Origin of the sequence: Micromonospora sp. WMMD987 (assembly GCF_029581435.1) — a bacterium.
Lineage (GTDB): Bacteria > Actinomycetota > Actinomycetes > Mycobacteriales > Micromonosporaceae > Micromonospora > Micromonospora rifamycinica.
This window is the reverse complement of record NZ_CP120861.1, coordinates 4708351-4721066: the sequence shown is the minus strand read 5'-3', so window position 1 is coordinate 4721066 and position 12716 is coordinate 4708351. Positions and strand designations below refer to the sequence as shown.

The window sequence follows — 12716 nt, the reverse complement described above, 5'->3', positions numbered from 1 at the left end:
GCCGGACAGGGCTGTGCCGTGGGCGCGGCGCGGCGGGCCGGGCCGTCGGGGTGCCGGTCGACGAGGGTACAAAGGAGCGCGCGTGACGCCCGAGGAGATCCTGGCCGCCGACCGGGCGCACGTCTGGCATCCGTACGCGACGTCGCCGCCGGCGCACCCGCCCTACCCGGTGCGCAGCGCCGAGGGGGTGCGGCTGCGGCTGGCCGACGGGCGGGAACTGGTCGACGGGATGTCGTCCTGGTGGGCGGCGATCCACGGCTACCGGCACCCGGTGCTGGACGCGGCGGTCACCGACCAGCTCGGCCGGATGAGTCACGTGATGTTCGGCGGGCTCACCCACGAGCCGGCGGTCCGGCTGGCCCGGACCCTGGTCGAGCTGGCCCCGGACGGGCTGGAACACGTCTTCCTGGCCGATTCGGGCTCGGTGTCGGTCGAGGTGGCGATCAAGATGTGCCTGCAGTACCAGCGGGCCACCGGGCGGCCGGAGCGCCGTCGGCTGGGCACCTGGCGGGGCGGCTACCACGGGGACACCTTCCACCCGATGAGCGTGTGCGACCCCGAGGGCGGGATGCACCACCTCTGGGGGGACGTGCTGCCCCGGCAGGTCTTCGCCCCGGTGCCGCCCGGCGGTTTCGCCGACCCGCCCGACCCGGGGTACGTGACGGCGCTGGCCGACGCCGTCGCCCGGCACGCCGACGAACTGGCCGCGGTGATCGTGGAACCGGTGGTGCAGGGCGCGGGCGGGATGCGCTTCCACCACCCGGGGTACCTGCGGGTGCTGCGCGAGGTGACCCGCGCGCACGGGGTGCTGCTGATCTTCGACGAGATCGCCACCGGGTTCGGCCGGACCGGGACGATGTTCGCCGCCGAGCACGCCGGGGTGAGTCCGGACGTGCTCTGCGTCGGCAAGGCGCTGACCGGTGGTTACCTCACCCTGGCGGCGGCGCTGTGCACCCCGCGGGTGGCCCGGGGCATCGCCCGGGACGGGGTGCTCGCGCACGGCCCGACGTTCATGGGCAACCCGTTGGCCTGTGCGGTCGCCAACGCCTCCCTGGGGCTGCTGCGGGCCGGCGACTGGGCCGCCGAGGTGGCCCGGGTGGGGGCGGGGCTGCGCGCCGGCCTGGAGCCGCTGCGGGGGACGCCGGGCGTGACGGACGTCCGGGTGCTGGGGGCGATCGGCGTGGTGCAGTTGGACCGCGAGGTGGACGTGGCGGCGGCGACGGCCGCCGCGGTGGCCCGGGGCGTGTGGCTGCGCCCCTTCCGGGACCTGGTGTACACCATGCCGCCGTACCTGACCGGGGACGCGGACGTGGCCCGGATCACGGCCGGGATCGCCGCCGCGGTGGAAGCCGGCTGAGGTCCGGGCGGGCATCCGGAAGCCGGGCGACGACCGTCGTCGCGGCCGGTGGACACGACACGAGAGGAGCAACGATGGAGACCTTCGGAACCCGGCTGCACCGGGCGATGGCGGAGCGTGGGCCGCTCTGCGTGGGCATCGATCCGCACCCCGGGCTGCTGGCCCGCTGGGGGCTGCCGGACGACGTCGGCGGGTTGGAGCGGTTCGCCCGGACCGTCGCGGAAGCGCTCGGTGACCGGGTTGCGGTGATCAAGCCCCAGTCGGCCTTCTTCGAGCGATTCGGGAGCCGTGGAGTGGGGATTCTTGAGTCAACTATCCGACAGTTGCGCGAGGCCGGGGCGCTCGTTCTGCTCGACGTCAAGCGCGGCGACATCGGTTCGACCGTCGCCGCGTACGCCTCCGCGTACCTTGATCCATCCAGCCCGTTGTATGTCGACGCGCTCACCGCGAGCCCCTACCTGGGAGTAGGTTCGCTGGCGCCGATGTTCGAGGCCGCCACCACGCACGGTGGCGGGGTGTTCGTGTTAGCGCTCACCTCCAACCCCGAAGGGGCGCAGGTGCAGCGTGCGGTCACCTCGGGCGGGCGCACCGTGGCACAGCTTGTTATCGATGAGATTTCCCAGCTCAACAGGGGTGCCGACCCGCTCGGCAGTATCGGTCTGGTGGTCGGCGCGACCATCGGTGACACCGGTCACGACCTGTCCTCGGTCAATGGTCCGCTGCTCGCACCGGGGCTCGGCGCCCAGGGTGCGACGGCGGCCGATCTACCCACCGTGTTCGGCACCAACCTCTCCGCAGTGCTGCCGTCCTACTCCCGGGAGGTGCTCAACGCGGGCCCCGACGCGTCCGCGTTGCGGGCCGCCGCCGACCGCGCGGCGGCCGACTGCCGGCAGATTCTTGCTTCCGCAAACTGACTGACGGCTCGGTCACTTTACGTTGATCATCGCGCGTCCACGTTGCCGAAAACTCCGGCGAACGCTAGTTTTCCCCGCGCTGGGAACCACGGACCCCTTTGGTTGCCAGCGACACCACGTTTCACAGAGCGTCGGTGCGTTCCGCCCGTCGCGATAGGGACCTGAGGAGAACTGGTGCCGCTCCCGTCACTGACCCCCGAGCAGCGCGCTGCCGCGCTGGAAAAGGCCGCGGAGATCCGCAAGGCCCGTGCTGAGCTGAAGGAGCAGCTCAAGCAGGGCAAGACCACCCTGGCCGCCGTCCTTGCGCGAGCCGAGTCCGACGATGTCGTCGGCAAGCTCAAGGTGTCGGCCGTGCTGCAGGCGATGCCGGGTATCGGCAAGATCCGGGCCACCCAGATCATGGAGAAGCTCAAGATCGCCGACAGCCGCCGTCTGCGTGGTCTGGGCGAGCAGCAGCGCAAGGCGCTGCTTGGAGAGTTCGCCGCCAACTGATCGCCGCAGCAGGTAGAAACAAGCGGTGAGCACGGATGACGAGACGTGCCCGGCGGTGCGGCTCACCGTCCTGACCGGACCTTCGGGTGCCGGTCGGGGCGGTGTGGTCGAGGCGGTCCGGGTGCGTTCCTCCTCCGTGTGGGTGCCGGTTCCGGTGACCACCCGGGCGCGTCGCCCCGGCGAGACCGACGGTGTCGACCGGCTCTTCCGGGAGCCGGTCGAGTTCGATCGGATGATCGCCGCGGGCGAGCTGCTCGAGTGGTCCCGGGCCGGGCCGTACCGCCGGGGCACCCCGCGCGCCCCGCTGGTCGACCGACTGGCGCGGGGACGGCCGGTCCTGCTCCCGCTGGACCTGCCCGGCGCGCTCGCCCTGCGAGCGGCCCTGTCGTGGGTCCGCCTGGTGCTGCTGTTGCCGCCGGGACACCTCCCGGACCCGGCCGTCGCGGCCCGCGCCGCGCACACCGTCCGACACGACCGCACCGAGCGCGCCGCCGATGAGCTGGTAGGCTTGCTCGGTTCGTCCTAATCTGGCTTCCGTCCGGCCGCGGTGTCGCGGTCGACCGGCCGGTCGCGTTCCGCGCGACCGAGCGATCAGCCGCGCTCCGCGTGGCCGAGCGACCAGCCGCGCTCGCGCGGACACTTCAGACGCAGAGGGTATTTCGTGGGATCCATCGCCAACCCCGAGGGCATCACCAACCCGCCGATCGACGAGCTGCTCGAGAAGACCACCTCGAAGTACGCGCTGGTGATCTTCGCCGCCAAGCGCGCCCGTCAGGTCAACGCCTACTACAGCCAGCTCGGCGAGGGCCTGCTCGAGTACGTCGGCCCGCTCGTGGAGACCACTCCGCAGGAGAAGCCGCTCTCCATCGCCATGCGCGAGATCAACGCGGGCCTGCTCACCGCCGAGCCGACCGACCAGCCGTAGTCGCCCGTACCCCGATGTCCGCCGAGATCGTGCTCGGAGTCGGCGGTGGCATCGCCGCCTACAAGGCGTGCGAGCTGCTGCGGCTCTTCACGGAGTCGGGCCACCGGGTCCGGGTCGTGCCGACCGCGTCGGCGCTCCGCTTCGTCGGAGCGCCGACCTGGGCGGCGCTGTCCGGCCAGCCGGTCGCCGACGACGTCTGGTCCGAGGTCCACCAGGTCCCGCACGTCCGGCTCGGCCAGCGGGCCGACCTGGTGGTGGTCGCGCCGGCCACCGCCGACCTGCTGGCCCGGACCGCCCACGGCCTCGCCGACGACCTGCTCACCAACATCCTGCTCACCGCCCGCTGCCCGGTGCTGCTCGCTCCCGCGATGCACACCGAGATGTGGGAGCACCCCGCCACCGTCGCGAACGTCGCCACCCTGCGCGGCCGGGGCGTGCGGGTGATCGAGCCCGCCGTCGGCCGGCTCACCGGTGCCGACAGCGGCAAGGGCCGGCTGCCCGACCCGGCCGGGATCTTCGCCGTCGCCCGCCGGGTGCTCGCCCGGGGCGTCGACGCCCCCGCCGACCTGGCCGGTCGGCATCTGGTGGTCACCGCCGGCGGCACCCGGGAACCCCTCGACCCGGTCCGGTTCCTCGGTAACCGCTCCTCCGGCAAGCAGGGTTACGCGTTCGCCCGCGCGGCCGTCGCCCGCGGTGCCCGGGTCACCCTGATCAGCGCCAACGTGTCGCTGGCCGACCCGGCCGGGGTCGACCTGGTGCGGGTGGGCAGCACCGGGGAGCTGCGCACGGCCACCCTGGCCGCCGCCGAGGACGCCGACGCGCTGGTGATGGCGGCCGCGCCGGCCGACTTCCGGCCGGCGCACTACGCGACCGGCAAAATCAAGAAGTCGGATGACGGCAGCGCGCCGACCATCGAGCTGGTCACCAACCCGGACATCGCCGCCGAGTGGGGGCGCCTGCGCCGCCCGGGGCAGCTGCTGGTGGTGTTCGCCGCCGAGACCGGCGACGCCGAGGCCAACGGTCGGGCCAAACTCGCCCGCAAACGGGCCGACCTGGTGGTCGTCAACGAGGTCGGCGTGGACAAGGTCTTCGGCGCCGAGACCAACACGGCCACCGTGATCGGCGCGGACGGCACCCTGCACCGCCTGCCGGAACAGGCCAAGGAGGAGCTGGCCGACCGGGTGTGGGACCTGGTGCTCGCCCAGTGGGCCGACCGTTCCTGAACGGTGGATGCCCGTCGACGGGGTCGAAGGTGGCGCACCGTGATGACTAGACTGCTGCGCAACGATTATCAAAAGAGCTTAGGAGTCCCGTGACACGCCGCCTCTTCACGTCCGAATCGGTCACGGAAGGCCACCCGGACAAGATCGCCGACCAGATCAGCGACGGTATCCTCGACGCCCTGCTCACCCAGGACCCGCACAGCCGGGTGGCGGTGGAGACGCTGATCACCACCGGTCAGGTCCACGTCGCCGGTGAGGTGACCACCAAGGCGTACGCCGACATCCCCACCATCGTCCGCGAGACGATCCTGGGCATCGGGTACGACTCGTCGAAGAAGGGCTTCGACGGCGCCTCCTGCGGCGTCAGCGTCTCCATCGGCGCCCAGTCGCCCGACATCGCCCAGGGCGTCGACAACGCCTTCGAGCTGCGGACCGGGGCGTCGGAGAGCGCGTTGGACGCGCAGGGCGCCGGCGACCAGGGCATGATGTTCGGCTTCGCCTGCTCGGAGACGCCGGAGCTGATGCCGCTGCCGATCGCGCTCGCGCACCGGCTGGCCCTGCGGCTGTCCGCCGTGCGCAAGGACGGGACCATCCCGTACCTGCGGCCGGACGGCAAGACCCAGGTCACCATCGAGTACGAGGGGCTGCGCCCGGTCCGGCTGAACACCGTCGTGGTGTCCAGCCAGCACGCCGCGGACATCTCGCTGGACTCGCTGCTCACCCCGGACGTGCGTGACCACGTCATCGCTCCGGAGCTGGAGAACCTGGGGCTGGACACCGACGGCTACCGGCTGCTGGTCAACCCGACCGGCCGGTTCGAGATCGGTGGCCCGATGGGCGACGCCGGGCTGACCGGCCGGAAGATCATCGTCGACACCTACGGCGGGTACGCCCGGCACGGTGGCGGCGCGTTCTCCGGCAAGGACCCGTCCAAGGTGGACCGTTCCGCCGCGTACGCGATGCGCTGGGTGGCCAAGAACGTGGTCGCCGCCGGCCTGGCCGAGCGCTGCGAGGCGCAGGTCGCCTACGCGATCGGCAAGGCCCACCCGGTCAGCCTCTTCATCGAGACCTTCGGCACCGAGACGGTGCCGGTGGCCGCGATCGAGAAGGCGGTCGGTGAGGTCTTCGACCTGCGTCCGGCCGCGATCATCCGGGACCTCAACCTGCTCCGCCCGATCTACCGGCAGACCGCCGCCTACGGCCACTTCGGCCGGGAGCTGGCGGATCTGACCTGGGAGAGCACCGACCGGGCGGCCGACCTGAAGTCGGTAGCGGGCGCCTGACCGGCACCACGCCCAGCGACCGGCGACCCGCGGACGGGTCGCCGGTCGCTCGGGTTTGTGTGGACGTCCCGCTGCCGCACCTCGACCGCCCCTTCGACTACCTGGTCCCCGCCGGCCTGGCCGCCGACGCGGTCCCCGGGGTGCGGGTGAAGGTCCGCTTCGCCGGTCAGCTGGTCGACGGTTGGCTGCTGGAACGTGTCGACGCCTCGACCCACGGCGGCCGGCTGGCGTACCTGGAGAAGGTGGTCTCCGCCGAGCCGGTGCTGGCCGCGGAGGTGCTCCGCCTGGCCCGGGCGGTCGCCGACCGGTACGCCGGCAACCTCGCCGACGTGCTCCGGCTGGCCGTCCCACCCCGGCACGCCCGGGTCGAGAAGGAACCCCGCGCCACCCCGGCCCCGGCCGTCGGTCCGCCTGCCTCCGTCGGTCCGCCTGCCTCCGTCGGTCCGCCTGCCGCCGCCGCGCCTGCCGCCGGTCCGTCCGCCACCGCTGATCCGCCTGCCGCCGCCGATCCGGCCGTTCCCGGTGCGGGTGACGGCATCGGGGTGCCGCCGCGTCCTGTGGTGACCGACCCGCGCGGGTGGCGGGACTATCCGGCCGGTCCGGCCTACCTGGCGGCGCTGGCCGACGGCCGGACGCCCCGGGCCGTCTGGTCGGCGCTGGCCGGCGAGGACTGGGCCGCCCGGTACGCCGACGCCGTCGCCGCCACCCTCGCCGGTGGTCGGGGCGCCGTGGTGGTGGTGGCCGACGCCCGGGACCTCGACCGGCTCGACGCGGCGTTGACCGCGCTGCTCGGCCCCGGCCGGCACGTGACCCTCTCCGCCGCGCTCGGCCCGGCCCGGCGCTACCGTGCCTTCCTGGCCGCCCGGCGGGGCGACGTGCCGGTGGTGATCGGCACCCGGGCCGCGATGTTCGCCCCGGTGGCGCGGCTCGGCCTGGTGGCGATCTGGGACGACGGGGACGACCTGCACGCCGAGCCACGCGCGCCCTACCCGCACGCCCGCGAGGTGCTGCTCACCCGGGCCCGGCTCAGCGGGGCCGCCGCGCTGGTCGGCGGGTGGACCCGGACCGCGGAGGGGCAGCTCCTGGTGGAAACCGGCTGGGCCCGTGAGGTGGTCGCGGACCGGGCGACCCTGCGGGCGCGTACCCCGGCCATCGCCCCGACCGGCGACGATCCGCAACTGGCCCGGGATCCGGGGGCCGCGACCGCCCGGCTGCCCAGCCTGGCCTGGACCACCGCCCGGGACACCCTGCGGGCGGACGCTCCGGTGCTGGTCCAGGTGCCCCGTCGGGGCTACCTGCCGTCGGTCTCCTGCGCCGACTGCCGGACCCCGGCCCGCTGCCCGCACTGCTCCGGCCCGCTGGCGCTGCGGGCCGCCGACGCGCCGCCGGCCTGCCGCTGGTGCGGTCGGGTCGTCGCCGCGTACGCCTGTCCGCAGTGCGGTGGGCGGCGGCTGCGGGCGGCGGTCACCGGTGCCCGGCGGACCGCCGAGGAACTGGGCCGGGCCTTTCCCGGGGTGCCGGTGCGCACGTCGGGCCGCGACGAGGTGCTGACCGACGTCCCGGCGGGCGCGGGTCTGGTCATCGCCACCCCGGGGGCCGAACCGGTGGCCGAGGGGGGGTACGGCGCGGTGCTGCTGCTGGACTCCTGGGCGCTGCTCACCCGGGCGGACCTGCGGGCCGGTGAGGAGACCCTGCGTCGGTGGCTGTCCGCCGCCGCCCTGGCCCGGCCCGCCCCGGCCGGCGGGAAGGTGGTGGTGGTCGCCGACGGCGCGCTCGCCCCGGTGCAGGCGCTGCTGCGCTGGGATCCGGGCTGGTTCGCCGCCCGGGAGCTGGCCGAGCGCCGGGAGTTGGGCTTCCCGCCCGCGGTCCGGATGGCCAGCGTCACCGGCGACGCGGACGCGGTGGCCGACCTGCTGGCCCAGGCCCGGCTGCCCGACGAGGCGGAGGTGCTCGGCCCGGTCCCCGCCGACCAGGACCGGGAGCGGATGCTGGTCCGGGTGCCCCGGTCCCGGGCCGCCGCGCTGGCCGAGGCGCTGCACGTCGCCGCCGGGGTGCGCAGTGCCCGTCGGGCCGCCGAACCGGTCCGCCTCCAGGTCGATCCGCTCAGCCTTTTCTGAGTCGCCGGTCAGCGTGGTGGAGCACCTGGCCAGCCCGCCGTCGCACCCCGTGTGCGGGGGGCCGGGGATGCCCGCGTGATAGCATCGCCCGTCATACCCGGGGCGCACGGATGGCGCGACGAGACGGGAACGCGTCGAGCCGACGCCAGATCGATGATGCCAAGCAGCCGGTGAGCAAGGGTGGGCCAGTGGTGACCGTTCGTCAGTCGATCGTCTTCAACGGTGACCTCGGCAGCGGCAAGAGCACCGTTTCCGTCGAGATCGCCCAGCGGCTGGGCCTGCGCCGGGTCAGCGTCGGTGACCTCTACCGGCAGATGGCCCAGGAGCGGCAGATGACCGCCCTCCAGCTCAACCTGCACGCCGAGCTGGACCAGGCCGTCGACGGTTACGTCGACCAGCTCCAGCGGGACATCGCCGCCTCCGGCGAATCCCTGGTGATGGACTCCCGGCTGGCCTGGCACTTCTTCACCGACGCGCTCAAGGTGCACATGATCACCGAGCCGGCCGAGGCGGCCCGGCGGGTGCTGCTGCGGCCCTCCGGCCCGGCCGAGAGCTACACCTCGCTGGCCGAGGCGGAGGCCAAGCTCCGCGAACGCAGCGAGAGCGAACGGAACAGGTTCATCCTCCGCTACGGCGTCGACAAGGCCCGGCTGCGCAACTACGACCTGGTCTGCGACACCACCCGGGCCTCCGCCGCCGAGGTCATCGAGCACATCGTCGACGCGTACGAGGGCCGGCTCGCCGCCGACGTGCTGCGCGACGCCCCCCCGCTGCTGCTGCTCGACCCGGCCCGGGTCTACCCCACCGAGGACGTCGCCGGCCTGCGCGGACTCGACGGGTCCGGGCTCGTCGGGGAGTTGGCGGCGGCCGGCGACGAGGCCCTCGCCCCGCTGCGGATCGGCTTCACCGGCGAGTACTTCTTCGTCGTCGACGGCCACCGCCGGCTCAGCGCCGCCCTGCGCAACGGCTTCCCGCTGGTGCCCGCGCAGCTCGTCGCCGAGGTGGACGAGCCGGTCGTCGGGCAGACCAGCGCCGTCGACTACTTCGCCGCCCACGTGCGCCCCAGCCTCGTGCACGACTGGGAGGCCGCCCACGGCATCCGGCTCCCGCTGCCCGCACACGCGCTGCTCGGCGGGGACGCGGTGCTGGCCGGCGAACCGGGCGCCGGCGCCTGATCCTCCCCGCCGACGGTCGCCCGTTCCCGGATCCGGCGGTCCGGTCCCGGCGCATCGCGGTACGCCGCCCGGTGCCGCCCGCGGCACTCCGTAGACTGGTACGGCACCACGCCGTCCAACGAAGGAGCCACCCCGCGTGACCGTCCAGCCCATCCGTCTGTTCGGGGATCCGGTGCTGCGCACGCCGGCCGATCCGGTCGTCGACTTCGACGTCGAGCTGCGTAGGCTCGTCGCCGACCTCACCGACACGATGCGCGACCGTGGCGGTGCCGGGCTGGCCGCCCCGCAGCTCGGCGTGGGCCTGCGGGTCTTCACCTTCGAGGTGGACGACGTGCTCGGCCACCTGGTCAACCCGGTCCTGGAGTTCCCCGACACCGAGGAGCAGGACGGCCCGGAGGGCTGTCTGTCGATTCCCGGGCTCTACTTCGACACCAAGCGCCGGCAGAACGTCATCGCCAAGGGCTTCAACGGCTACGGCGACCCGTTGCAGATCGTCGGCACCGGGCTGATGGCCCGCTGTGTCCAGCACGAGACCGACCACCTCGACGGCGTGCTCTTCCTCGACCGGCTGGACCCGGCCGGGCGCAAGGAGGCCATGAAGGCGATCCGTCAGGCCGACTGGTACGACGAGGCCGCCCCGCCGACGGTGAAGGTCAGCCCGCACTCCGCCGGCAACCCCTTCGGTCTGGGCCGGTGACCCGCCGATGCGTCTGATCTTCGCCGGCACGCCGGCGGTCGCCGTCCCCGCCCTGGCCGCCGTACACGCCTCCGGGCACGAGCTGGTGGCCGTGGTGACCCGCCCCGACGCGCCCGCCGGTCGGGGCCGGGGGGTGCTCCGCTCGCCCGTCGCCGCCTGGGCCGACGAGCACGGCGTCGAGGTGCTCACCCCGGCCCGGCCCCGGGAGCCCGACTTCCTCGACCGGCTCGGCGCGCTGGCCCCCGACTGCGTGCCGGTCGTGGCGTACGGCGCGCTGGTGCCCCCGGCGGCGCTGGAGATCCCCCGGTTCGGCTGGGTCAACCTGCACTTCTCGCTGCTGCCCGCCTGGCGGGGCGCGGCCCCCGTCCAGCACGCGGTGCTGCACGGCGACGAGCTGACCGGGGCCAGCGTCTTCCAGCTGGAGCAGGGGCTGGACACCGGCCCGGTCTACGGCACCCTGACCGACGAGATCCGGCCCACCGACACCTCCGGCGACCTGCTGGAGCGCCTCGCCCACTCCGGTGCCGGGCTGCTGGTGGCCGTCCTGGACGCGATCGGGGCGGGGACGGCGCGGGCCGAGCCGCAGCCCGCCGACGGGGTCTCGCTGGCCCCGAAGCTGACCGTGGACGACGCCCGGGTGCGCTGGACCGACCCCGCCTTCGCGGTGGACCGTCGGATCCGCGCCTGCACCCCCGCCCCCGGCCCGTGGACGACCTTCCGCGGCGACCGGGTCAAGCTCGGCCCGGTGACCCTGGTCGGCGACGGCCCCCGACTGAAGCCTGGAGAACTGCTGGTGGAGAAGTCCCGCGTGTTGGCCGGCACGGCGACCGTGCCGGTGCGGCTCGGTGAGGTGCGCGCGGCGGGCAAGAAGGCCATGCCGGCGAGCGACTGGGCGCGCGGTGTCCGGGTCGGCGGCGGGGAGGAACTCGCGTGACCGGGCCGACCCGGCGACCCGCCGACGGCGTGCGCCGCGAGCAGCGCGCTGACGACCGGCGTCCCGACCGGCCCGCGGGCGGCTTCCGGGGCGACCGTCCGGCCCGCTCCGGCGGCTGGGCCGACCGGGGTGGCGTCGACCGGCGGCCCGGCCGACCGGTCCGGCCGGCGGTGGACCTGCCCCGGCACGCCGCCTACCAGGCCGTCGCGGCGGTGCACCGCGACGACGCGTACGCCAACCTGGTGTTGCCGACGATCCTGCGTGAGCAGGGGCTGACCGGGCGGGACGCCGCCTTCGCCACCGAGCTGACCTACGGCACCCTGCGCCAGGTCGGCACCCTGGACACCATCCTCACCGCCGCGGCCGGTCGGGACGTCGAGCGGATCGACCCGCCGGTACGCGACGCGCTGCGGCTGGGGGCCTACCAGTTGCTGCACACCCGGGTGCCGGCCCACGCCGCCGTGTCGTCCACGGTCGACCTGGTCCGCACGGTCGGCGAGGGCGCGACCGGGTTCGCCAACGCGGTGCTGCGCGAGGTGGCCGGCCAGGATCTCGACGCCTGGGTGGCCAGGCTGGCCCCGACCATGGCGGCCGACCCGATCGGCCACCTGGCGGTGACCTACAGCCACCCGCAGTGGATCGTCCGGGCCTTCGCCGACGCCCTCGGCGGTGACCTGGGTGAGGTGACCCGCCTGCTGATCGAGAACAACGAGCGTCCGCCGGTGCACCTGTGCGTCCGCCCCGGTCGGGCCGACCCGGCCGACGTGGCCGACGAGGTGGGCGGTGCCCCGGGCGCGTTCTCCCCGTACGCGGTCTACCTGCGCGGCGGTGCCCCGGGCGAGCTGCCGGCACTGGCCGACGGCCGGGCGCACGTGCAGGACGAGGGCTCACAGCTGGTGGCGAACGCGCTGGTGGCGGCCCCGCTCGACGGTCCCGACGGCCGCTGGCTGGACCTGTGCGCCGGTCCCGGTGGCAAGGCCGGGCTGCTCGGCGCGCTCGCCGCGCAGCGGGGTGCCCGGCTGACCGCGGTGGAGGTCGCCGAGCACCGGGCCAGGCTGGTCGAACAGGCCACCCGGGGGTTGCCGGTGAGCGTCCTGCACACCGACGGCCGCACCGTCGGGGCGGGCCCGAAGCTCGCGGAGGGGCACTTCGACCGGGTGCTGGTCGACGCCCCGTGCACCGGGCTGGGTTCGCTGCGCCGCCGTCCGGAGTCGCGCTGGCGGCGACAGCCGTCGGACCTGCCGCCGCTGACCCGGTTGCAGCGGGAACTGCTCACCGCCGCGCTGCGGGCGACCCGTCCGGGTGGTCTGGTCGGCTACGTGACCTGCTCCCCGCACACCGTGGAGACGCACGTGACGGTCACCGAGGCCGCCCGCCGGGCGGGTGTGCCGGCGGACTTCGTCGACGCCCGCCCGCTGTTCCCGGCCGGCATGCCGGGCCTCGGTGGCGGCCCGACGGTGCAGCTCTGGCCCCACCGGCACGGCACCGACGCCATGTTCCTGGCCCTGCTCCGCCGCACCTCCTGACCCCCGGACCCCACCCCCTCGTCCGCCCCTTCGCCTCGGTGGTCAGGAGGTCCGGGCCACCTGTCGCGTGATC

12 protein-coding genes are annotated in these 12716 nt (G+C 74.5%); all 12 read left to right on the top strand.

All coding sequences use genetic code 11. From position 1 onward, the window contains the following. Nucleotides 1-82: 82 nt before the first annotated feature. Entirely contained in the window at nucleotides 83-1357 is a 1275-nt protein-coding gene (locus O7612_RS19825) for an adenosylmethionine--8-amino-7-oxononanoate transaminase (protein ID WP_282266390.1), read from the top strand. A 74-nt stretch (nucleotides 1358-1431) separates the two neighbouring features. Beyond that, nucleotides 1432-2271 (top strand): orotidine-5'-phosphate decarboxylase, encoded by an 840-nt coding sequence (gene pyrF / locus O7612_RS19820; RefSeq protein ID WP_282266388.1) that lies wholly within the window; start codon nucleotides 1432-1434, stop codon nucleotides 2269-2271. A 174-nt stretch (nucleotides 2272-2445) separates the two neighbouring features. Next, the gene (mihF, locus tag O7612_RS19815; protein WP_067309448.1) at nucleotides 2446-2763 is read left to right on the top strand and encodes an integration host factor, actinobacterial type; all 318 of its coding nucleotides are present in this window, start codon (nucleotides 2446-2448) and stop codon (nucleotides 2761-2763) included. A gap of 25 nt (nucleotides 2764-2788) precedes the next feature. Further along, nucleotides 2789-3289 carry a guanylate kinase gene (locus O7612_RS19810; protein ID WP_282266386.1) on the top strand — a complete coding sequence of 167 codons (501 nt, stop codon included), beginning with the start codon at nucleotides 2789-2791 and terminating at the stop codon, nucleotides 3287-3289. A gap of 135 nt (nucleotides 3290-3424) precedes the next feature. Further along, complete coding sequence (gene rpoZ / locus O7612_RS19805) at nucleotides 3425-3688, top strand: DNA-directed RNA polymerase subunit omega (RefSeq protein ID WP_007075826.1); 264 nt, start codon at nucleotides 3425-3427, stop codon at nucleotides 3686-3688. A gap of 14 nt (nucleotides 3689-3702) precedes the next feature. Next, on the top strand, nucleotides 3703-4911 hold the full coding sequence (coaBC, locus tag O7612_RS19800; RefSeq protein WP_282266384.1) for a bifunctional phosphopantothenoylcysteine decarboxylase/phosphopantothenate--cysteine ligase CoaBC: 1209 nt from the start codon (nucleotides 3703-3705) through the stop codon (nucleotides 4909-4911). An 89-nt stretch (nucleotides 4912-5000) separates the two neighbouring features. Next, complete coding sequence (gene metK / locus O7612_RS19795) at nucleotides 5001-6194, top strand: methionine adenosyltransferase (protein WP_282266382.1); 1194 nt, start codon at nucleotides 5001-5003, stop codon at nucleotides 6192-6194. A 59-nt stretch (nucleotides 6195-6253) separates the two neighbouring features. After that, nucleotides 6254-8311, top strand: a complete 2058-nt coding sequence (locus tag O7612_RS19790; RefSeq protein WP_282266379.1) for a primosomal protein N' — start codon at nucleotides 6254-6256, stop codon at nucleotides 8309-8311. A 191-nt stretch (nucleotides 8312-8502) separates the two neighbouring features. Further along, a complete protein-coding gene (locus O7612_RS19785; protein ID WP_282266377.1) occupies nucleotides 8503-9486 on the top strand; it encodes an AAA family ATPase in 984 nt (327 codons plus the stop codon). Between the two features lie 136 nt (nucleotides 9487-9622). Then, nucleotides 9623-10183 (top strand): peptide deformylase, encoded by a 561-nt coding sequence (gene def, locus O7612_RS19780; protein ID WP_282266375.1) that lies wholly within the window; start codon nucleotides 9623-9625, stop codon nucleotides 10181-10183. A 7-nt stretch (nucleotides 10184-10190) separates the two neighbouring features. Further along, nucleotides 10191-11117, top strand: a complete 927-nt coding sequence (gene fmt, locus O7612_RS19775; RefSeq protein ID WP_282266373.1) for a methionyl-tRNA formyltransferase — start codon at nucleotides 10191-10193, stop codon at nucleotides 11115-11117. A 29-nt stretch (nucleotides 11118-11146) separates the two neighbouring features. Further along, nucleotides 11147-12643 (top strand): transcription antitermination factor NusB, encoded by a 1497-nt coding sequence (locus O7612_RS19770; RefSeq protein ID WP_282273964.1) that lies wholly within the window; start codon nucleotides 11147-11149, stop codon nucleotides 12641-12643. Nucleotides 12644-12716: the final 73 nt, after the last annotated feature.